This window comes from Caulobacter zeae, from assembly GCF_002858925.1.
In the GTDB taxonomy this organism is placed as follows: domain Bacteria; phylum Pseudomonadota; class Alphaproteobacteria; order Caulobacterales; family Caulobacteraceae; genus Caulobacter; species Caulobacter zeae.
Genome location: NZ_PJRS01000005.1, coordinates 1 through 19,659, shown reverse-complemented (window position 1 = coordinate 19,659; position 19,659 = coordinate 1). Strand labels below are relative to the sequence as shown.

Genomic DNA, 19,659 nt, shown 5'->3' with positions numbered 1-19,659 from the left:
GATCACGTCAGCACGCGGCAGTACGCCAGGCTCGTCGATAAGTGGGTATCGATGATCGAGCTCGAACCGAGAGCTTACGGCACCCATAGTCTCAGGCGGACCAAGGTTGCGATGATCTACAAGAAGACAGGCAACTTGCGCGCCTGCCAGTTGCTCCTTGGGCACCGCAAGCTGGAGAGCACGGTCCGGTACCTCGGCATTGAGGTCGACGACGCCCTCGAGATGTCCGAGCAGATCGACCTTTAGACTGCCAATTCCGCCCGTCTAGTGGCGAAACCTCCTGGCACGACTGGCTCATGAATGTCGTGTTTCTGGAGGCGCGCTAACGGCAGCAAATGGCGCGAGCCGGCGCTCCGTATCGAGCAGATCGCCGCCGCCTTTTGCCGTCTACATTTAGGCTGCAAGGCCACGCCTAACCCGACGCCAAAAGAGTGGCATGATCTCTCAAGTGCGTGCGGAAACGGGCGCCATAGTCCGCCATGACGGCGTCGCGGACGCTTGAGCGCTCGGCCAGGGCGTGTCGCCACCACGCGACACGGCTCAACCCGCCAAAGATATCGTGAGGGACATCGTCTCCCAGGATGTCGAAATACCGGAAGACCGGGGCAGTCACGGCATCGACCATGCTGAAGGCGGCGCCGGCGAAATAGGGCTCATCCGACAGCACCGTTTCGAACCGCTCCAGCTTCTTCCTGAGATCAGCGGCCTTGGTCGCGGCGACGGTCTTTTCGACGGCGTTCAGGTATCCCCATGCGTCCATCAGCATCGCGGACGAAAACTCGATCCAGGCCCGGTGTCGAGCGCGCGCCAGGGGATCGGCGGGATGGATGGGGTGGTAGGGGTAGGCCTCTTCCAGGTACTCGCAGATGGCCATGCTCTCGAACAATACGACGGCCGGGGCGGCATCGCGCTCGACCTTGAGCAAGGGCACCTTGCCGGCGGGGGACATGGCGACAAACCAGTCGGGCTTGTCGTTCAGGTCGATCTGGACCTGCTCGAAGGGAATGTGCTTTTCGCGCAGCACGATGGCGACCCGCTGCACGAACGGGCAGAGCGGGTGGCTGATCAGCGTCAGTCTGGAGTTCGTCATCGCGATTTCAATCTGAGAGGAAATAGGGCCCAGCCTCACTGCGGTGAAGCTGGGCGCACGGCTGGCTATTGTGGCGTCAGCAGGAAATCCTGCGTCGTGGTCGCCTTGCCGTAGAAGGGGATGATGTCGGTCAGGAACGAGGTCTGCTGCTCCTTCGTGAAGGCGGCCGACGCGTCGTAGATGACGTTGGTGTGGTAGCCGAGGTCGTGGGCGTTGCGCACGGTCGACTCGACGCACTGCCTGAGCGCGAAGCCCATCACATAGAGGTCTTCGATGCTGTTGTTGCGCAGGTAGCTGTCCAGGGTGGTGGCGGCAAAAGCGCTGCTGCCCACCGTGCGCTCGCTGATCACATACTCCTGGGGGCCAGGTTCGAAGCCTGGGAAGAAGTCCGTCTGCTGGCCGAGGAAGGAGCCGTAGGCGGGGATCATGGCGCGCAGGCCATACTTGGCCTTTCCCAGCATCCTGTAGGTCGGCTCCAGCACCATGATGACGTGGATCACTTCCATGTCGCGGCGCCGGGCCTCGGCCAGGACCTCCGCAGAGTTGGCGATCGCAGTTTGGATCTGCTCGCGGTCCTGGAACTGCGGATTGATACTGCCGGTGGGGGCCAACCAGTCGTTCTGGTACTCGATGAGGATCAGCGCGCTCTTGGGCTCGATGTTCGAGTTCGTCATCTTCGCTCTCCTGTCGTCTTGTCTGTTCAGCCGTTCAGGGTGCGTCCGCCGTCGACGATGATTTCGGCGCCCACGGTCCAGGCCGATTCATCGGAGGCGAGATACAGCACCGCCTTGGCCACTTCCTCGGGCGAGCCGAAGCGGCCGAGCGGAATGGTGGCGGCGATCGCCTGGGTCGCCTGGTCTCGATAGGCGTCAGGTATGCCGAGCTTGTCGTAGAGCGGGGTCTCGACCGGGCCGGGGCTGACAGCGTTGAAGCGAACGCCACGCCCGATCAGCTCGTTCGACAGCGTTCTCGATAGGCTCAGGAACGCGGCCTTGGTCGCGGCATAGACCGACGAGTTCGTCATGCCGACATGGGCGTTGATCGAGGTATTGAGGACCACGGACGCGGGGTTGGCCAAGACTGGCAACAGCGACTGGATCAGGAAGTAGGGGCCCTTGACGTTGATCGCGAAGGAGCGGTCGTAGGCCTCTTCGGTCCAGGCCTCGATGGGCTGCCACACCGACACGCCGGCGTTGATGAAGGCCACGTCCAGTTGGCCGTATTCGGCGGCGACGGCCGCGGCCAGGTCGCGTTGGGCCGTGACGCTCGCGGAATCGGCGGCCAGCACGGTGACGCCCGAGCCCAGTTCGGCCCGGGCGCTGGCCAGGCTGTCGGGGTTCACGCCCGTGACGATGACGCGGGCGCCCTCCGCCAGGAAGCTCTTGGCGGTGGCCAGGCCGATGCCGCTCGTGCCGCCGGTGATGAGGGTGCGTTTGCCGGAAAGGCGAGACATGGGGCGATCCTTGAAAACCGTGAGGCGACTGAGTTCGGCCTCGTGGTTTGCAAGATGCGCTCATGCTCAAATCAAGATAAGTTGGGCAGATTGCATATGTTTCATACGTTTTTCGCATGATTGGACAGGATGGACCGACTACTCTCCATGGAGTGCTTCGTCAGGACGGTGGAGACCGGCGGCTTTTCGTCGGCCGCGCGAGACATGGGTCTCAGCCAACCGAACGTGAGCCGCTATGTGGCGGCCCTGGAAGCCCATCTCCAGCAACGGCTCTTGCAGCGATCGACCCGAAAGCTGCACCTGACGCCGGAAGGCGAGCGCTACTATGTCGAGGCCCGACGCATTCTAGACGCCGTCAGCGAAGCGGAGTCGGCGTTGAAGAGCGACGTGCGTCCGTCCGGGCTGCTACGGGTGGCCTGCCCCACGGCCTTCGCCCACGAATTTCTCATGCCGCAGGTTCCCAAGTTTCTGAGGGCCTATCCCGACCTCGACCTCGACCTGCAGATTTCCGATCGCTTCGTGAATCTCATCGATGACGGCGTGGAGCTGGCGCTGCGGATCGGACATCTCAGCGACAGCGCCCTGCGCGCGAGGCGCGTCGGCCTCTTCACCCGCATCTGCGTCGCGCAGAGCGATTATCTGGACGCGCGCGGGACGCCGCAAACCCCACAGGATCTGAAGCACCATGACTGCATCGTCTATTCCCTGCTGTCGACAGGCGCGACCTGGCGCTTCGCCGATGTCGAGGTCGCGGTGTCGGGCCGCCTTCGCGTGAGCGCTCCACAAGCGGCGCGGGAGGCCGCCCTGGCTGGCTTGGGCGTCGCACTTGGCCCGCACTGGTTGTTTGAAGAGGGCCTGAAGAGCGGTCGCCTCCAACGGATCCTTACGGGATACGAAGCCGAACCCGTCCCGATCCACATCCTCTATGTAGCCAACCGCCTTCTTCCGCGTCGCGCCATGGTGTTCATGGACTACATGGCCGCGGCATTTTCCAAGGTCGAGACCCTTAATATGCGTCTGTCGCCTTCCATTGCAGGTGACGACCAGAAGTGAACCTCCAGGCTGGAGCGCCGGGTAAGCCAAAAGGACATCGGCCACGCGTTGCCACGCCAGGACAAGATGCAAATTCCGCGGGTGGAGAGGAGGCTACCGCCCGACTAGGGCCGACCGACGCGCGCCAAGCTCGCCTTGGCGCGTTCGGCGTCCCGGGCTGGCGGCGCGCCGAAGAGGCGCTTGTACTCGCGGCTAAACTGCGAGGCGCTTTCGTAGCCCACCGCGAATGCGACCTCGGCCGCGCCCGCCTGGCCGGCGATCATGCGACGGCGGGCTTCGTGGAGCCGAATGTACTTCTGATATTGAAGCGGGCTGACGGCGGCGACGGCTTTGAAGCGATCATAGAAGACCGATACGCTCATGCCCGCCAGCGCGGCGACCGCCTTGAAATTGAGGCGCTCGGTGTAGTGGTCTCGGATCCAGGTCATGGCCTTTCGGATGTGCGAGAGCCGGGAGTCTGATCCGGCGATCTGGCGCAGCAGCGCGCCATGCGGCCCCATCAACAGCCGAAACATCAGCTCGTGCTCCAAGGGCTGGGCCATCAAGAGGATCTCGGCTGGGCGATCAAGCAACTCCAGAAGGCGTCGCCAGGCGCCAAGGAGCGGTGGGCTCGCGGTGCTGACGCCGTAGCCCGACTCGATCGGCAATTCCGGGATCGCGGCCATTTCGAGTACGAGGTGGGACAGCAGGGCTTGGTCTAGAAATAGGCCGATCGCCACGAAGGGCTTTCCCTCCGAGGCCTCGCAGATCTGCCCCAAGGCGGCGATCTCGGCCGCGACGATCATGCTCTGGCCAGGGCCGTACTCGAACATCTGGTCGCCGATGAACATACGCTGCACCCCCTGGATCACCAGGGAGGCCGCGGGCTCGTAGATCAGTGGGTCGATCTCGGTCGTATGATCAAGGGTGTAGGCGAACAGCCTTGTGAGCTGAGGGTTGTGGCGCCCGGCGTGACGCAGCGCCATGGCGCGGATCTCGTCCAGCTCGTTCATCGCGCCGCCTTGCCCCGATTGCCCGGAGTTATCGATCGATCCGGAAAATCAGGCAAGTGTCACGGACGATCCGGCATCGCGGCGACGCGGTCCGAGACTCATATTCAGGCTCGGTATAGGGGCCGCCCAGGCCTCCACGTTTTTCCCAAAGGAGCTGCCATGCCCACGCCCGTCGAGACTGTCTCGGCCTTCTGCGCCGCGTTCTCAGAAGACGGCGGACGACCGGCGGTCCGTCGCTGGCTGACGCCCAAGACCCGCTGGGTCAATGAAGGCGTTTCCGTCACCACCGGTGTCGATGAGGCCATCGCCATGATCGACGAACTGGAGACGACGATGGGCATCGCCACGGTCCATATCGACATGCTCGCGATCGCCGCCGACGGCTCGCGCGTCCTCACCGAAAGGCTGGACCGGTTCGAGCGCGCCGACGGCAGCGAAATCGGACGCGTGATGATCATGGGCATCTATGAGGTCGAAGGCGACAAGATCGTCGAATGGCGCGACTACTTCGATGTCAACGCCATCTCGAAGTTCGCCGCCGGCTGATAGGCCGGCTTGCGGACGACGCGCTGGGGCGGGGGCGTATTTCTTCGTCCCGGCGCGGCGCGCCCGCCGACGTCAAATCTTCCGCGTCGAGAAAAGGAGGCCCTTCGGATGAGGCGCGTGCTCATAACGTTGGTGGCGGTGATGTTTTCCACGGCCGCCTGGTCTCGACCACTCGAAGCCGCCAAGGCTGGAGACGGTAAAATGCCGACGCCGATCGAAACCGTCACCGCCTTCTCCGCGGCTTTCCCCGAGGACAATGGCAAGGCCGCCATCCGGCGCTGGTTTACGCCCAAGACGGTCTGGATCAACGAAGGCGTTTCGAAGACTACGGGAATCGAAGAAGCGATCGCGTTCCTGGAGCGACCCAGCAGGTCAAAAGCCGTCGCGGCGGTCCATTTCGACATCCTCGCCATCGCCGCGGACGGCAATCGCGTGCTGACCGAGCGCGTGGACCGCTTCGTGCGCGCCGACTGCAGCGAGATCGCCGCAGCTCGGTTGATGGGCATCTTCGAGGTCGAGGGCGACAAGATCGTGGCCTGGCGCGACTACTTCGACATCAACTTCGCCACGAAGGTGTCCGCCGACAAACGTTAGGTCCTCTAAAAGGCATTGGCGGTGAACGGTCGGTCGGCCTTCACACCCTTCCTACGCTTCAAGCCTTGGTCGGAAAGTCGCCTTCACGGAGGCGATGCAAGGTCCGCTTCTGGCGCGACCCGGCGCTCCGTATCGAGCAGAACCGCGACAGCAGGTCGTCGCCATAAGCGGTCTCCAGGCCCGCGAAGAACGCTGTGATGGGAACGTCCAGAGCGCGGGCCATCTCGACCAGCTTTGAAGCGCTGATCCTGTTTTCGCCGCACTCGTACTTCTGGATCTGCTGGAAGGTCAGGCCGACCGTGGCGGCCAGATCATGCTGCGAGATTTCCTTGGCGCGCCGATGACCGCGCAGCAAGGCGCCGATGTGCCGGTCCAGGGCCGGCTTGGCCGCAAGCTCCTTCATACGCCCTCCGTGGTTGCGTCATTGGCCAGGAAAGTTGGTCCACGATCAAGGCGCTGAAGGCGTCGACATCCAGGCCTCGGCTTTTCCACTCGCGCGATGGCGCTTGTTTCGTGTGCGGAACAAGCGACGCTCTGAGACGTAGTCCTTTCAAGCATCCGCTGAAGCAGGAGCGGCCTTGGCGGTGTGAACGAGCCAACAGCGGAGGCGTTGTCATGCCTGACGAAATGCACTGCGACTTTCGATCGTCTTTCCGTCTGGAAGCGACTGTCGCCGAGGCTGATCACACATCAATCGCCCGACCTTCTTCCAGCTTTTCGAAACAGTGATGGCCTGACGCCGGTCAGCGTCAGGCCGCTCCAGCATCTAGATACCAGGCTCGTCCTGGACCGCTCGCCCCTAGGCTTGAGCGCCGCTGCGCCCCGGTCCAGCCGGGGCGCCGCGTTCAAGGGACGGCGCCGATACGCCGAGTGTTGCTCAAGACGGGCTGGGGATAGGCGTGTCAGGCGAACCGCACGGGGCCTGAAGAGTTGTTCGTACATGGAAAAACGTTGGCCCGCCGTGCTCTGGATCGTCCGCCATGGCCAGAGCGCCGGAAATGTCGCGCGAGACGCCGCGGACGCCGCCGGGCTTGGCCTCATCGATATTGCCGATCGCGACATGGACGTGCCGCTGAGCCCGCTTGGTCACCAACAGGCGCACGCTCTGGGCTGCTGGTTCGCCGCCATGCCCGCCAGCCAGCGTCCTCGCACCATGATGGCCTCTCCCTACCGACGGGCCGTCCAAACCGGTGAGGCGATCAGGACGGCCGGCGGTCTTGAGCGCCCCGACCAGCGGTTCTGCATCGACGAGCGTCTGCGCGAGAAGGAGTTTGGCGTGCTCGACCGGCTGACCCGGATCGGCATCGAGGCCAGGTTCCCGGAACAGGCGGAATTTCGTCGTCTTCTCGGCAAGTTCTATCACCGGCCGCCCGGCGGTGAGAGCTGGTGCGACGTGATCCTGCGCCTGCGCAGTCTGCTGGACACCATCAGCCTGCACCACGCCGGGGACCGAGTCCTCATCGTCGCCCATCAGGTCGTCGTCCTTTGTCTACGCTATCTTCTGGAAAGCCTGACCGAGGACGAAATCCTTAAGATCGATCGCCTGGCCGACATCGCCAACTGCGGCGTCACCGAGTATCGCTTCGACCCCGATAAGGGCGCCGACGGGGGGCTGCGGCTGGTGCGCTATAACTTCACCGCGCCGCTGGAAGGCGAGACGGCGGTCACCGCCGCGCCCGACGCCAATGTGGCGGCCAGATGAGCCCGCCGATCACGATAGACGCTGCTTGGGCCAGGGACCACCCGCTGCCGCATCCAGGGGAGGGGGGGAAGGAGGCCCGCGGCAGGGTGCTCGTGGTCGGGGGCGGCGTGGCGCTCCTCGGCGCTGGTCGTCTCGCCGGCGAGGCGGCTCTACGCGCCGGAGCCGGTAAGCTGCAACTGACAGCGCCCGCCGAGGCGGTCGCCATGATGAGCCTGATTGTGCCCGAGGCGCGTGTCCTGGGCTTGCCGCGCGATGAGGAGGCCGATGACGCGCTGTTCCAGGCTCTTGGCCAAGCTGACGCCGTCCTGATCGGTCCTGGCATGGAGGCGGATCTAGGGCGCTTGGCCAAGGCGCTATGCCTGCATGTGCGTTCGCCGTTGGTCCTGGACGCCGGCGGTCTGGCGGCGGCGGCCTGTCCAGGCCCCGATGTACGTATACTGACCCCGCATGCTGGGGAGATGGCCACGCTGCTGGAAACGGAAAAGGCTGAGGTCGAGGCCGACCCGGCCAGCGCCGCTAAGGAGGCAGCGCGCCGGTTTTCGGCGGTGGTCGTGATGAAGGGGGCCAGAACCGTGATCGCCACGCCGCAAGCACGATTGGCGTACTACGCCGGCGGCGGCGCGGGCCTTGGGATCTCCGGATCGGGGGACGTGTTGGCGGGGGTGATCGCCGGGGTGCTGGCGCGGGGCGTTGATCCCTTCGAAGCCGCAGCCTGGGGGGTCTATCTGCATGGGGAGGCAGGCAGGCGCCTGGCTGAGCGGGTCGGCGCCTTGGGCTTCCTGGCGCGAGAGATCGCCGCCGAGATACCACGGCTGCTCCATGTCTGAGCGTTCGCCGCCAGCACGGATGTGCGATGTGCGCCGCGCGGGGTGGTGAGACATCATGGCCAAAGCCCCGCCGGCCCGGAAGCTGAAGGTGTACGCCGCCCAGATCGGCTTTTTCGACACGATCGTCGCTGCGCCCAACCAAGCCGCCGCCCTGGCCGCTTGGGGCGTTCGCCAGAATCTGTTCGCCGAAGGGCGGGCCAGGGTGAGCAAGGATGAGGCCAACGCCGATGCGGCCCTGGCCAATCCTGGCGTTCCGCTACGCCGCGCCATCGGCTCCCGCGATGCGTTCAGCCTCGAGCCGGCCCTGCCCAGGGCGCCTGCGGCGCCTGGGCCGCCGAGGCTCAAGGTCGTGGCCGGGACGAAGGGGCCAGCGGTGCAGCCAAGGCCCGATCGCTCGGCGTTGGCGAAGGCCGAAAGGGCGCTGGCGGCGGTCAATCAGCGACGGGCGGAGGAGGAGGCTGACATCCGGCGCCGCCGCGAGGCCCTGGACGCAGAGGATAAAGCCTCTCGCAGACGATGGCGCCAGGACCGGGCAAAGGCCGAGAAGGGCGTGGTCGAGGCCAGGCGAGCCTATGAGGCCTCAGGCGGCGAGGCGTGATCAGGAGGCCCTGCGGGCCGTGGTCTTGGGCGCGGCCTTGGAGGCTGGCGCCTTCACCTCGCCGGTTCGCTCGGGCGAGCTCTTGTCATCGGTCCGGGGCGGAGTGTCGTACGCTCGACCGTCGCCTGGAGCCGGCATTGGCGGGGCGGGCCGCGGTTCTGCGAACGGCATGACGGGATCGTCGAACTCCGGCCTGGTCGGCATGGGCGGAATTTCAGTTGGGGTCTGGCTGGATGTCGAAGGACGGCAATTGGTCACGGCGTCTTCTCTGGCTTTCTCTATCTCTGCCAACGCTCGCCTTGGCTGAGGGCTCCAGCAGGCCTTGCCTTTGGGCAGGCGCTCAGTGATCGCTTCGCTGCTCCAAGGCCAACAGGCAGCCGCGTTGCAGGGGCCGGCCGCCTCATGGCGCGAGCCGGGCGGAGCTTTGCAGGACCGACGCGTCCTCGGCGGCGTGGCCAGCGACCCCCTGTTGGAACGTCGGCGCTCTTGCAAGGTTGTCAGTTGCAAGTTGCAGCCGCGCCGCTGACAGGTGGCGGCGGTGTTCACGCCAGAGCTGGGAGAGCCTCATGACCGTTACCGGACCGCTTTCGCTGGACGCCCGCCACCGCGCCAAGGCCAAGGGCAAGTTCGAGGAAGCCGGCGCTCACGCCAAGGACGCCTATGGAAGCCTGAAGGGCGGCGCCGAGGAGCTCTACGAGGGCGGCCGTGAGCACGTCCAGGACGGGCTGCGCCTGATCGAGAGCAAGGTGCGCGACAAGCCCGCCTTGGCCCTTACGGCCGCCATCGGCTTAGGCGTTCTGCTCGGCTTGCTGCTGCGCGGTCCTCGCACCGTTTACGTCCGCGCGCGGGTCAGCACTCGGTCCTAGATTTCGGCGTCGCTTCCGGGGTGGGGTGTTAGACCGACAGTCGCGGCGGGCTCAGTGCTTGTTGCGCTCGAGATCCGAAGGACTGGTAGCGTCACGGTAAACGTGCTGCCGAGGTTCTCGCCGGCGCTTTCGACACTGATCGTACCGCCGTGCAGGGCGACAAGCTGACGAACCAGCGCCAGGCCGATGCCAAGACCGCCCTGGGCCTTTGTCAGGTGATCCTCGACCTGGGCGAAGATCTCGAAGATTCTGGCCTGCATCTCTCGCGGCACGCCGACCCCGGTGTCGGCGATACGAATCTCCACGTTCTCTTCCATCGGCCGCGCCGATAGGGTGATGGTTCCGCCCGGCGGCGTGTACTTGGCGGCGTTGTTGAGGAGGTTGGCCACAATCTGGGCCAGCCTGGTGTGATCGGCGTCGAGCCAGATCTCGCCTGGCGGCAGATCGGTGACGAACACGTGGCCGGCCGCGTCGATATGATGCTGGCTGGCCTCGATCGCGGATTTCAGCACATCGCCGAGTTCGACCTGCTCCTTCTTGAGCGAAATCTTGCCCTGGCTGACGCGAGAGACATCGAGCAGATCGTCGATCAGGTGGGAAAGGTGCGCCAGCATCCTGTCCATACGGATACGGATGTCCTTGGCGCGCTCGGCTGGAATGTCCTTCTTGAGCAGGTGCAGGCCCCCGCCAAGGGCGGCGACCGGATTGCGCAGCTCATGCGCCAGCACAGCTAGAAAATTGTCCTTGTGACGGTCGGCGCGCCGCAGGGCTTGGGCCAGCGCCTCCAGCTCGTCGCGCTGGCGCTCGATCTGCTGGCGCTGCTGGTAGAGATCGAAGAACACCTCGGCCTTGCTGCGAAGAATAGTGGGCTCGATGGGCTTTTGGATGAAGTCCACGGCCCCGGCCTCATAGCCCCGAAAGCGGCGTTGAAGGTTGGCTGCGCCAGCGGTGAGAAAGATGATCGGGATATGGCGGGCCCGTTCGCTGCCGCGCATGAACTCGGCGAGCTCGAAACCGTCCATGCCGGGCATCTGCACGTCGAGCAGGGCCAGGGCCACGTCGTGGACCAGCAGCAGCTCCAGCGCCTCTTCGCCCGAGCGCGCCTTCAGACAGTGGAGCCCGTCGCGTTGAAGCAAGGCTTCTAGCGCCAGGAGGTTTTCGTCCAGATCATCGACCAGGAGGAAGTTGATCGGCGGATCGGCGATCATCGCTCGGTTCCCAAACTCAGGAGGTAGGATGCGATTGCATCAAGGGACATGACGGCTGCGGTCGGCGTGGCTGCGAGCGCGGCTTGCGGCATGGCCGACGCCTGGGCGCTGGCCGGATTTTCCACGATCGCCACGCCGCCGGCCTTGGCCACCGCGCGCAGGCCCGCCGCGCCATCCTGATTGGCGCCGGTGAGCACCACGCCCACCAGACCGTCGGAGAAGACGTCGGCGGCGCTTTCGAACAGGATGTCGATCGAGGGGCGGGAGAAGTTCACGGGCGCGTCGGCCGACAGGGCCAGGGCGCCGTTGGTCTCGACCAGCAGGTGATAGTCCGGCGGCGCCAGATAGACCACGCCGCCGGCTATCGGCTCCTTGTCCTCGGCCTCCTTGACCGTCAGGCGGCATTTGGCCTCGAGCAAAGGCGCCAGGACATTGTCGCGATCGGGCGGGACGTGCACGACCACGAGGATCGGCAGCCGATAGTCGTGGGGAAGGGGGGGCAGGATCGCCATCAGCGCCTGCACCGCACCGGCCGAGGCGCCGATGACGACGACCCTGGGGGGCGACGCGCTCATAGATCGCGCCTTTGATAGATCTTCTCGCTCGGCGTGAAGGCCGCAAAGGCCTCGGCGTGGGCGGAAAAGCGCAGGCTTTCCTTCGAGCCCAGGCCCAGGAAGCCCTTGCGGGCGAGGGAGTCGTGAAAAAGGCCGATCGCACGGTCCTGCAAGGGGCGATCGAAATAGATCATCACGTTGCGGCAGGAGATCAGGTGCATCTCGCCAAAGACCGCGTCGGTCACCAGACTGTGGTCGGAAAACACCACCCGTTCGCGCAGGCTCTTGTCGAAGGCCGCCCGGCCGTAGTCGGCGGTGTAGTAGTCAGACAGCGACGAACGCCCACCCGACTGCTGGTGGTTCTGGGTGAACTTGCGGACACGGTCGAGCGGATAGACACCAGCCTCCGCGGCCGCCAGGGCTTCGGGATTGATGTCGGTCGCATAGAACAGCGTGCGATCGTAAAGGCCTTCCTCGCGGAAAAGGATCGCCATCGAATAGAGCTCCTCGCCGTTGCTGCAGCCGGCGACCCACACCTTCAACGACGGATAGGTGCGCAGGTGCGGCACGACGTTCTCTCGTAAGGCGCGGAAATAGGACGGGTCCCTGAACATCTCGCTGACCTGCACGGTCAGGTAGTCGAGCAGGCGCGGCAGGAACGCCGCGTCGTGAAGCAGGCGATCCTGAAGCGCCGAGAGCGTGGGAAAGCCCAGCTGGTCACGCGCCTGCGTCAGGCGTCGTTTCAACGACGCCCTGGCGTAGTGGCGAAAGTCGTAATGGTAACGCTGATAGAGCGCTTCCAGCAGCAGCTGGATTTCGAGGTCGACGATGTCTTCGGGCACGGCAAGACTATCTCGGCATCCAGACCCGGACCAGCGAGAGCAGCTTGTCCACGTCGATGGGCTTGGCCATGTAGTCGCTGCCGCCGGCGGCGATGCAGCGCTCCTGGTCGTCGGGCATGGCCTTGGCGGTCAGCATAAGGATCGGCAGCTTGCGCCAGCGAGGATCCTGGCGGATCTGGCGGGTTGCCGACAGGCCGTCCATGACCGGCATCATCACGTCCATCAAGACCAGATCGACCGCCGCAGACGAGTCCTGCGAGGCGCGGTCCAAGGCCTCTATGGCCTCCTGGCCGTTGCGGGCGATCTGGATGATCGCGCCTCTGGGTTCGAGCAGGTTGGTCAGCGAGTAGACGTTGCGGATGTCGTCCTCGACGATGAGGATCCGACGCCCTTCGAGCATCGCGTCGCGGTTGCGCGCCTTCTGAATCATCTTCTGCTGCTCGGGCGGCAATTCCGAAACAACCTGGTGCAGGAACAGCGACACCTCGTCGAGCAGCCGTTCGGGCGACTTGGCGCCCTTGATGATGATCGAACTGGAGTAGCGGCGCAGCCGCTGCTCGTCGTCGGCCGACAGGTCATGGCCGGTGTAGACGATCACCGGAGGAAAGGCGCGCTCACTGTCCTGGCTCAGTGTTTCCAGGAGCGAATAGCCCGAGGCGTCCGGCAACGACAGGTCCAGCACCATGCAGTCGAAGGTCTGGGCGCGTAGCGCCTCAAGGCACTCGGCGGCCGTACCGACGCCCACCGTCTCGACGTCGCCCGCAGACAGCAGATGCCGCACGGCCTCGCGTTGAGTTACGTCATCCTCGACGACCAGCACGCGTTTGACGGCGCTGGAAAGCTTGGCCTGCAGGCCGTGGAGGACTTCCGTCAGATCCTCCCGGCGAACCGGTTTGACCATGTAGCCTATAGCGCCCAGCGACAATGCGGTCTGGGCATGGTCGTTGGCCGAAACAACATGGATCGGGATGTGGCGGGTGGCGTCGTCACGTTTCAACCGATCGAGCACCATCAGGCCGGATTCATCGGGCAGGCCGACGTCGAGCACGACGGCGCTGGGTTTGAGCTGTCGGGCCAGTGTCAGCGCTTCATCGGCCGTTCCCGCCACCAGGGCTTGGAAACCGATCTCGCGCGACAGGTCGCGAACGATGGCGGCGAAGGCGGCGTCGTCTTCGATCACCAACAGGACGCGGCGGGCGCTGCTGAGACGGTCGCGATCGTCCTCAACGCTGGCGGCTGGCAGGTTGGCCTTCTGCATGGGCGTGGACGAAGACAGGTCAGGCGCTGGGTTCTGCGCCGCGACCAGCGCCTGGCGGGGCGAGACTTGCGAAGGATCGTAGGCCAGTGGGATGCTGAGCGTGAAGATGCTGCCCTCGCCGGGGCGGCTCTCCAGGGTAATGGCGCCGCCAAGCAGGCGCGCCAGCTCGCGCGAGATGGAAAGGCCCAGACCGGTGCCGCCATAGCGCCGGCTGATGGTGCCGTCGGCCTGCCGGAAAGCCTCGAAAATGCTCTCCTGGTGTTCGGGCGGGACGCCGATGCCGGTGTCCTCGACCCTGAATGACAGTCCGCCCGCCAGGTTGGGCGCTATGGCCAGACGCACGCCGCCCGTCTGGGTGAACTTGAAGGCGTTCGAGAGCAGGTTCTTGAGGATCTGCTCAAGGCGCTGGCGGTCGGTGTGGATTGTATGCGGCGTCTGCGGGGAGAGATCTATCTCAAAGCCCAGTCCGCGATCTTCAGCCATGGGGTGGAAGAGTCCACTCAGATCCGAACTCAGGCGCTGGAGGGACAGGGGCTCGGCCAACACCTCGACGTGGCCCGCCTCGATCTTGGACAGATCAAGAATGTCATTGATCAGCACCAAGAGATCATTTCCCGAGGAAACGATGGTCTGAGCAAAACCGACCTGCTTTTCCGTGAGGTTGCCGTCCGGGTTGTCCTTCAACAGGCCCGAGAGGATAAGCATGGAATTGAGCGGCGTGCGCAGTTCATGGCTCATATTGGCCAGGAAATCAGATTTGTACTGGCTGGCGCGTTCGAGCTCACGCGCCTTCAGCGTGATCTCTTCGCTGGTGCGCTCCAGGGCATCCTTCTGGTGTTCCAGGGTCTGGGCCTGTTCTTCCAGTTGGCTGTTGGTCTGCTCAAGCTCGACCTGCTGCTGTTCCAGACGCACCTGGCTTTCCTTCAGCGCCCGGCTCTGCTCTTCCAGCTCCTCGTTGGAGACGCGAAGCTCCTCGCTCTGGACCTGCAGTTCCTCCGACTGTCGCTGGGTTTCCTCCAGGGCGTTCTGAAGCTCTGCGCGGTAGCGGGCCGAACGCAGGGCGATGCCGATCGAGGCGGCCGCCTGATCGAGCAGATGAAGCACCCGCTCGTCGACCGGATGCAGGAAGCCCAGCTCGAGGACGGCGTTCACCGTCTCGTCGGCATGGGTCGGCACCAGCACGAGGTGGCGCGGCTTGTCGTGGCCGAGCGCCGAACCGATCGTCATGTAGCCGTCAGGGACGTCGCGAACGATCGTCGAGCGGCCCTCGGCGGCGACCTTGCCGAGCAGACCTTCCTTGAGGTCGAACCGCAGCGGAGAATGAGCGTCTGCTGGAAGGCCCAGGGCGGCGGCGCGGTAGAAGGACCCGTTCTCACCCTTGAACAGCGCCCCGGCCTGGAAGCCAAGATAGTCAGACAGAAACGCGAGTATGGCCTCGGACAAGCCTTCGACCGACTTGTCGCCCATCATCGCCTCGGAGAGGCCCACCTGGCCGGATTGGAGCCAGTCTTCGCGCGCGCGGGCCGATGCGGCCCGGCGCACCAGGACGAAGACGGCGATGGTCAGGATCGCGCCCAGCAGCCCCGAAAGCACACCGCTCGCCGTCGCCGTGCGATAGGCCTGGTCCATCTCGGCCAGGCGCAGGTCACGCAGCCGGTCCTCCTCGCGCCGCATGACATCGAGCTGGCTGCGTATGGCGTCCATCTCCGTCTTGCCGCGATCGGTGGCCACGACCGCCAGGGCGGCCTGGGCGTTCACCCGGCGTAGTTTGATCGTCTCGTCCAGTTCGGCGAGCTTGGCGTCGATGTGCCGCTCCAACTGGCGAATATTGGCCTGCTGGACGGGGTTGTCGGTGGTCAGCGATCTGGCCGCCTCAATGCGTGAGCCGGCGGCCGTGACCGCGCTCTGGTAAGGTTCCAGATAGCGGTCGTTGCCGGTTAGGAGATAGCCGCGTTGCCCGGTTTCGGCGTCTTGCGCGGTCGACAGCAGATCATCCAGCGCGATCAGCACCTGATGCGAGTGCAGGATCATCTGGTTGTTGTTGCGCAGCACCTGGATGTTCCGGAAGGCGATCGACCCGCTGATCAGGAAGAAGGCCAAAACCAGGACCATGCCTAGCATGGTCCAAAGATCTACGTCGGCCCGCGATCCGGCGCGACGAAAAGTGTTCTGGGGCATTGAACTCGAACGCCAGGCACGCCAACCGCGCGCAAGAAATGAAAAAGGGGAGGGAAAAGTCGCTTGGGCGCGCCGGGAAATCGCGGGCGATCAACGCCTATGATGACGATCGTACGAAATTCATCTTTTCCCCCGGCGAACGCTGGCGTGCAAATGCGATGCTAAGACAAAGGTTCCCATCGCACAGGTGAAATAAAATCGTCGAGAGAACCTCACCGCCAATCGGGCCTGGTTGGCGGCGCGGCGATATCCCTTTCGAACCGCTTCCGGACGCCGCACGAAGGCGCCAAGGCTTCACCACTGGTTCGGCCTCCAACCGGGAGGGGGAGTGAGGATCAACGCACTAGGAACGGGTTCGAGGCGAGCGACGTTTGGGCGGCTCAGTACTGCGCCGATTGGCGCTGGCCATTCTTTCGAGGACCTCATGCGCGGCGCACTCGGCGTTTTCATCGTTCAGCCCAATCCCGACAGCGGGTGGCGCCTGTCGAACGCCGACAGCGGTGAAGTCACATGCTTTGAAAGCGGTGGTCAGGCCGAGCGTCGTGCGATGGCGCTGGCCCGGCAGGCGCACGCCATGCATGGGGCCGGAGAAGTATGGGTTTATGACCGGTTGGAGCGATTGGTCGGACGCTGGTGCGTGGCGGCCGGCGGCGTGTCGCTCATCGAGCCTGAAAATACAGCCCAGGCTGCCTGAGCGCCGCGAGATGGCCGGCCAAAAAGGGGCGCGGCTTCGCCATGGATAGAGATCGTGGGCGGCGAGCGCTCATCCGCAAGAGGGAACGCCAGTCATTGCTGAGACTTCCTTCGAAGAGGAAAAAACATGCTGGTTACGAGGTAGAGATGAACGACCGGTCCGCTGCGTACTGGAGTCCACTGATGGGCGTGAACGTCTCACGAGTTCGCGCCTACTTGGCGGCGTTGAAGGCCGCTCGGCGCGCTGAAAGCTCACGCTGACCGCAGAGTGGAAGTCTGCAAGGACGAACCGGCGGGCTCCTTGGCGCAATAGCTCCTGCCGGAGGAAGATATGGGCTCCAGCGACAACGTGCATGCGCCAGAGCCCAGTACAGAGGAGGACGGTCGCTCCTGGCGGATCGTCCGTCCTCCCTGCTGACGCCGCCCCGAAGGGGGAACAGAGCGGCGGCTCGTCAAAGGTGATTTGACGGAGGATCAAATCCTGAACGGTAGCGCTTGTTCCCAATCGTTCGCGTCTTTCCGCTCTATGACGGTTTGAAGCCGCGCGGGCGCGATCGAGTGGACGCCTCCGTTGGAAGGGCCCGACTTTGGGCCAAGATCGTCACCAAGGGGGAAGCGAAAGTGGCGCTCTGGCCCCGTCGGCCGCGAGGCGCCATTCGCGAGGCGTTCCGGTTCGCGAGGACCGATCGATGCCTCTGGCGGCGGTGCGACCGTCCTGCTGGCGGGCGACGAGGGTGTAGCCGGGGCGGCCACGGCGGACATGTCGCCGGATCGGTTTCATGGCCGTGAAGGCGGTCAACGCCGAGGCGGCTCCGCCTGGATGGGACGAGCGGGCAAAGCCGCGCCTTGCGTTGTCTCCCGGGCGGCAAAGGCGATAGAGAAGGAGGCGACTTGGCGCGAAACCTGGATAAGCCTTGAACGAAGATGAGCCGGAGAGCCTTGCCGCGCGGTTGACCTGCCGCAAGGCCCATGCATCGGCGTTCAACCCTTTTTTCGTGTTCGCCCCAAGCCAGGTGACCATCGAGGGTGATGTTGTCGGTTGGTCGAGTTCGCCCGGCTATGTCCGCTACTTCTGCCCACGCTGCGGTTCCAGAGTCTTCGCCGAGAACGCCGGCGCGGACGAAACGCGCGAGTACGAAGTATCCCTTGGCCGCTTCGACGAGGCCGGCGTCTTTGTTCCGCAGTACGAGAGCTGGGCCAGACATCGGGAGCCTTGGCTGGAGCCGCTGTGGGTTCCGCAGTCTGAAGCCAGCAGGCAGGGAGACTGAACGATCGCCGCCGCCCCGGCGCCCGTGCTTCGGACGGGTTGCGCATGAGCATGCGGGAAGCGCTAGGTCGTGGCGAGCGCCTTGCCGACCAGGTCGCGGGCCTCGGTCTGCACGGCCTTCAGGTGGTCGGGACCCAGGAACGATTCCGCATAGATCTTGTAGACGTCCTCGGTGCCGGAGGGGCGGGCGGCGAACCACGCGTTGCCGGTGGTGACCTTGAGGCCCCCGATCGCCTCGCCGTTGCCCGGGGCGGCGGTCAGGACGCTGGTGATCGTCTCGTCGGCCAGGACCTTGGCCGACACGTCCGACGGGCTGAGCGCGGCTAGGCGGGCCTTTTGCCGACGATCGGCCGGGGCGTCGATGCGGGCGTAGGAGGGCGCGCCGTACTGCTCGGCCAGGCCGGCATAGAGCTGGCTGGCGCTCTTGCCCGTGACGGCCTGGATCTCCGCCGCCAGCAGCGACAGCAGGATGCCGTCCTTGTCGGTCGTCCAGACCGAGCCGTCCTTGCGCAGGAACGCCGCGCCGGCCGACTCCTCGCCGCCGAACCCGACCGATCCGTCCAGCAGGCCGGGGACGAAGTGCTTGAAGCCGACGGGCGTCTCCAGAAGGCGGCGGCCGAGGCCCGCCACGACCCGGTCGATCATCGAGGAGGACACCAGGGTCTTGCCGACGGCGACGTTCTGGCCCCACTGCGGACGGTGGGCGAAGAGGTAGGCGATGGCGACCGCCAGATAGTGGTTGGGGTTCATCAGGCCGCCGTCCGGCGTGACGATGCCGTGGCGGTCGGCGTCGGCGTCGTTGCCGACGGCGACGTCGAACGGCGTCTGGCCCTTCATCATCTCGATCAGGTTGGCCATGGCGCAGGGCGACGAGCAGTCCATGCGGATCTTGCCGTCGCTGTCGAGCGGCATGAAGGCCCACTGCGGATCGACCTTGTCGTTGACCACGGTCAGGTCCAGCCGATGGCGGTCGGCGATCTCGCCCCAGTAGGCGACGCTCGCCCCGCCCAGGGGATCGGCCCCGATCTTCACGCCGGCCGAGGGGATGGCGTCCAGGTCGAGGATGGAGGGCAGGTCGTCGATGTAGCGACCGAGGAAGTCATGGCCCTTGGCCGCCGCCTTGGCGCGCTCGAACGGAACGCGGCGGACGTCGCGCAGCCCGCCTTCGAGAAGTTGGTTGGCCCGGGCTGCGACGGCCGAGGTGATCTCGCCGCCGGCGGGACCGCCGGATGGCGGGTTGTACTTGATGCCCCCGTCGCGCGGCGGGTTGTGCGACGGGGTCAGCAGAATGCCGTCGGCCTGGCCGGGGTGGGCGCGGTTGTGGGTCAGGATGGCGTGCGAGACGGCCGGAGTCGGCGTGAAGCCGTCGGCCGCGTCGATCAGGGCCTCGACGCCGTTGCCGGCCAGCACCTCGAGGACCGAGCGCCAGGCCGGCTCGGAGAGGGCGTGGGTGTCGCGGCCGACGAATACCGGCCCGTTGATCCCCTGGGCGGCGCGATGCTCGACGATGGCCTGGGTGATCGCCAGGACGTGGCCTTCGTTGAAGGCGCCGTCGGCGCTGGAGCCGCGGTGTCCCGAGGTGCCGAAGGCGACCCGCTGGCCGACGTCGCTCATGTCCGGCTGCCGATCGGCGTAGGCGCGGACCAGGGCGTCTACGTCGGTCAGGTCCTCGGCGCGCGCGCGGCGCCCAGCGTGTTCGTGCATGGATTTCCCCGAAAATGACTGGCGGCTAATATGCGCTGGCTTCGGATAGGTTCCAGCAAAGGGGCCGCCGACGCTTTCGTATCTGGCGGCGTGAAGTTCGCCGCGCCGAGCAGCAGTGGGTCCAGGTTCCAGCGGCTCCAGATATCGGCCGGCGAGGGGCCGGCGCCGCAGTAAGGCGTCCAGGTCTCCATGGCTCAGCCTTTCGGCAGGGCGTAGGCGATCACGTAGTCGCCC

At 65.3% G+C, this 19,659-nt stretch carries 20 protein-coding genes; 10 read left to right on the top strand and 10 right to left on the bottom strand.

Going from position 1 to position 19,659, the window contains the following annotated elements:
* On the top strand, positions 1–246 hold a 246-nt coding region (locus SGCZBJ_RS01455; protein WP_165799210.1), incomplete at its 5' end, for a tyrosine-type recombinase/integrase.
* 166 nt (positions 247–412) lie between these two features.
* Here the strand turns inward: SGCZBJ_RS01455 and SGCZBJ_RS01450 are convergent.
* From SGCZBJ_RS01450 to SGCZBJ_RS01440, 3 genes are all read right to left on the bottom strand, one after another.
* Positions 413–1,090, bottom strand: a complete 678-nt coding sequence (locus SGCZBJ_RS01450) for a glutathione S-transferase family protein (protein WP_101716265.1) — start codon at positions 1,088–1,090, stop codon at positions 413–415.
* A gap of 65 nt (positions 1,091–1,155) precedes the next feature.
* Complete coding sequence (locus SGCZBJ_RS01445) at positions 1,156–1,764, bottom strand: cysteine hydrolase family protein (RefSeq protein WP_101716264.1); 609 nt, start codon at positions 1,762–1,764, stop codon at positions 1,156–1,158.
* Positions 1,765–1,790: 26 nt separating this feature from the next.
* Positions 1,791–2,543, bottom strand: coding sequence for an SDR family oxidoreductase (locus tag SGCZBJ_RS01440; protein WP_101716263.1), 753 nt, complete (start codon positions 2,541–2,543; stop codon positions 1,791–1,793).
* Positions 2,544–2,672: 129 nt separating this feature from the next.
* On the opposite strand from SGCZBJ_RS01440, the gene SGCZBJ_RS01435 reads away from it, so the two are divergent.
* On the top strand, positions 2,673–3,596 hold the full coding sequence (locus SGCZBJ_RS01435; protein ID WP_101716266.1) for a LysR family transcriptional regulator: 924 nt from the start codon (positions 2,673–2,675) through the stop codon (positions 3,594–3,596).
* A gap of 104 nt (positions 3,597–3,700) precedes the next feature.
* On the opposite strand, the gene SGCZBJ_RS01430 is transcribed toward SGCZBJ_RS01435, so the two are convergent.
* Complete coding sequence (locus SGCZBJ_RS01430) at positions 3,701–4,588, bottom strand: AraC family transcriptional regulator (RefSeq protein WP_101716262.1); 888 nt, start codon at positions 4,586–4,588, stop codon at positions 3,701–3,703.
* A 159-nt stretch (positions 4,589–4,747) separates the two neighbouring features.
* Between SGCZBJ_RS01430 and SGCZBJ_RS01425 the strand changes: the two genes are divergently transcribed.
* Positions 4,748–5,134 carry a limonene-1,2-epoxide hydrolase gene (locus SGCZBJ_RS01425; RefSeq protein ID WP_101716261.1) on the top strand — a complete coding sequence of 129 codons (387 nt, stop codon included), beginning with the start codon at positions 4,748–4,750 and terminating at the stop codon, positions 5,132–5,134.
* Positions 5,135–5,242: 108 nt separating this feature from the next.
* On the top strand, positions 5,243–5,728 hold the full coding sequence (locus SGCZBJ_RS01420) for a limonene-1,2-epoxide hydrolase family protein (RefSeq protein ID WP_205685298.1): 486 nt from the start codon (positions 5,243–5,245) through the stop codon (positions 5,726–5,728).
* A 58-nt stretch (positions 5,729–5,786) separates the two neighbouring features.
* Here the strand turns inward: SGCZBJ_RS01420 and SGCZBJ_RS01415 are convergent, their stop codons facing one another.
* Positions 5,787–6,131 (bottom strand): helix-turn-helix domain-containing protein, encoded by a 345-nt coding sequence (locus SGCZBJ_RS01415; protein ID WP_101716259.1) that lies wholly within the window; start codon positions 6,129–6,131, stop codon positions 5,787–5,789.
* 537 nt (positions 6,132–6,668) lie between these two features.
* Here SGCZBJ_RS01415 and SGCZBJ_RS01410 point away from each other — a divergent pair.
* The 4 genes from SGCZBJ_RS01410 (at position 6,669) to SGCZBJ_RS01395 (ending at position 9,721) form a co-directional block, all read left to right on the top strand.
* On the top strand, positions 6,669–7,430 hold the full coding sequence (locus SGCZBJ_RS01410) for a histidine phosphatase family protein (RefSeq protein WP_101716258.1): 762 nt from the start codon (positions 6,669–6,671) through the stop codon (positions 7,428–7,430).
* Positions 7,427–8,257, top strand: a complete 831-nt coding sequence (locus SGCZBJ_RS01405) for an NAD(P)H-hydrate dehydratase (RefSeq protein WP_101716257.1) — start codon at positions 7,427–7,429, stop codon at positions 8,255–8,257. Before SGCZBJ_RS01410 ends, SGCZBJ_RS01405 begins: the two co-directional genes overlap by 4 nt.
* An 88-nt stretch (positions 8,258–8,345) precedes the next feature.
* Positions 8,346–8,855 carry a hypothetical protein gene (locus tag SGCZBJ_RS01400; RefSeq protein ID WP_133149159.1) on the top strand — a complete coding sequence of 170 codons (510 nt, stop codon included), beginning with the start codon at positions 8,346–8,348 and terminating at the stop codon, positions 8,853–8,855.
* A gap of 566 nt (positions 8,856–9,421) precedes the next feature.
* On the top strand, positions 9,422–9,721 hold the full coding sequence (locus SGCZBJ_RS01395) for a hypothetical protein (RefSeq protein ID WP_101716255.1): 300 nt from the start codon (positions 9,422–9,424) through the stop codon (positions 9,719–9,721).
* On the opposite strand, the gene SGCZBJ_RS01390 is transcribed toward SGCZBJ_RS01395, so the two are convergent.
* The 4 genes from SGCZBJ_RS01390 to SGCZBJ_RS01375 are packed head-to-tail and all read right to left on the bottom strand — an operon-like array spanning position 9,718 to position 15,704.
* Positions 9,718–10,929, bottom strand: coding sequence for a hybrid sensor histidine kinase/response regulator (locus SGCZBJ_RS01390; protein WP_101716254.1), 1,212 nt, complete (start codon positions 10,927–10,929; stop codon positions 9,718–9,720). The two genes, SGCZBJ_RS01395 and SGCZBJ_RS01390, sit on opposite strands and share 4 nt — an antisense overlap.
* The gene (locus SGCZBJ_RS01385; protein WP_101716253.1) at positions 10,926–11,504 is read right to left on the bottom strand and encodes a chemotaxis protein CheB; all 579 of its coding nucleotides are present in this window, start codon (positions 11,502–11,504) and stop codon (positions 10,926–10,928) included. Before SGCZBJ_RS01385 ends, SGCZBJ_RS01390 begins: the two co-directional genes overlap by 4 nt.
* A complete protein-coding gene (locus SGCZBJ_RS01380) occupies positions 11,501–12,325 on the bottom strand; it encodes a CheR family methyltransferase (protein ID WP_101716252.1) in 825 nt (274 codons plus the stop codon). The genes SGCZBJ_RS01385 and SGCZBJ_RS01380 overlap by 4 nt, the downstream gene beginning before the upstream one ends.
* Before the next feature lie 7 nt (positions 12,326–12,332).
* Positions 12,333–15,704 carry a response regulator gene (locus tag SGCZBJ_RS01375; RefSeq protein WP_420808141.1) on the bottom strand — a complete coding sequence of 1,124 codons (3,372 nt, stop codon included), beginning with the start codon at positions 15,702–15,704 and terminating at the stop codon, positions 12,333–12,335.
* A 481-nt stretch (positions 15,705–16,185) separates the two neighbouring features.
* Here SGCZBJ_RS01375 and SGCZBJ_RS25320 point away from each other — a divergent pair, with 481 nt between their 5' ends.
* Together SGCZBJ_RS25320 and SGCZBJ_RS01370 are read left to right on the top strand one after the other, a co-directional pair.
* On the top strand, positions 16,186–16,455 hold the full coding sequence (locus SGCZBJ_RS25320; protein ID WP_133149158.1) for a hypothetical protein: 270 nt from the start codon (positions 16,186–16,188) through the stop codon (positions 16,453–16,455).
* 913 nt (positions 16,456–17,368) lie between these two features.
* Positions 17,369–17,722, top strand: coding sequence for a GFA family protein (locus SGCZBJ_RS01370; protein ID WP_101716250.1), 354 nt, complete (start codon positions 17,369–17,371; stop codon positions 17,720–17,722).
* Positions 17,723–17,784: 62 nt separating this feature from the next.
* On the opposite strand, the gene pgm is transcribed toward SGCZBJ_RS01370, so the two are convergent.
* Entirely contained in the window at positions 17,785–19,425 is a 1,641-nt protein-coding gene (gene pgm / locus SGCZBJ_RS01365) for a phosphoglucomutase (alpha-D-glucose-1,6-bisphosphate-dependent) (protein ID WP_101716249.1), read from the bottom strand.
* Positions 19,426–19,659 lie beyond the last annotated feature (234 nt).

Coding starts and splice junctions, on each gene's coding strand:
- SGCZBJ_RS25320 (WP_133149158.1), top strand. CDS start 16,186: ATGCGCGGCGCACTCGGCGTTTTCATCGTTCAGCCCAATCCCGACAGC.
- SGCZBJ_RS01420 (WP_205685298.1), top strand. CDS start 5,243: ATGAGGCGCGTGCTCATAACGTTGGTGGCGGTGATGTTTTCCACGGCC.
- SGCZBJ_RS01410 (WP_101716258.1), top strand. CDS start 6,669: ATGGAAAAACGTTGGCCCGCCGTGCTCTGGATCGTCCGCCATGGCCAG.
- SGCZBJ_RS01435 (WP_101716266.1), top strand. CDS start 2,673: ATGGACCGACTACTCTCCATGGAGTGCTTCGTCAGGACGGTGGAGACC.
- SGCZBJ_RS01430 (WP_101716262.1), bottom strand. CDS start 4,588: ATGAACGAGCTGGACGAGATCCGCGCCATGGCGCTGCGTCACGCCGGG.
- SGCZBJ_RS01395 (WP_101716255.1), top strand. CDS start 9,422: ATGACCGTTACCGGACCGCTTTCGCTGGACGCCCGCCACCGCGCCAAG.
- SGCZBJ_RS01445 (WP_101716264.1), bottom strand. CDS start 1,764: ATGACGAACTCGAACATCGAGCCCAAGAGCGCGCTGATCCTCATCGAG.
- pgm (WP_101716249.1), bottom strand. CDS start 19,425: ATGCACGAACACGCTGGGCGCCGCGCGCGCGCCGAGGACCTGACCGAC.
- SGCZBJ_RS01405 (WP_101716257.1), top strand. CDS start 7,427: ATGAGCCCGCCGATCACGATAGACGCTGCTTGGGCCAGGGACCACCCG.
- SGCZBJ_RS01375 (WP_420808141.1), bottom strand. CDS start 15,704: ATGCTAGGCATGGTCCTGGTTTTGGCCTTCTTCCTGATCAGCGGGTCG.
- SGCZBJ_RS01385 (WP_101716253.1), bottom strand. CDS start 11,504: ATGAGCGCGTCGCCCCCCAGGGTCGTCGTCATCGGCGCCTCGGCCGGT.
- SGCZBJ_RS01425 (WP_101716261.1), top strand. CDS start 4,748: ATGCCCACGCCCGTCGAGACTGTCTCGGCCTTCTGCGCCGCGTTCTCA.
- SGCZBJ_RS01440 (WP_101716263.1), bottom strand. CDS start 2,543: ATGTCTCGCCTTTCCGGCAAACGCACCCTCATCACCGGCGGCACGAGC.
- SGCZBJ_RS01450 (WP_101716265.1), bottom strand. CDS start 1,090: ATGACGAACTCCAGACTGACGCTGATCAGCCACCCGCTCTGCCCGTTC.
- SGCZBJ_RS01390 (WP_101716254.1), bottom strand. CDS start 10,929: ATGATCGCCGATCCGCCGATCAACTTCCTCCTGGTCGATGATCTGGAC.
- SGCZBJ_RS01415 (WP_101716259.1), bottom strand. CDS start 6,131: ATGAAGGAGCTTGCGGCCAAGCCGGCCCTGGACCGGCACATCGGCGCC.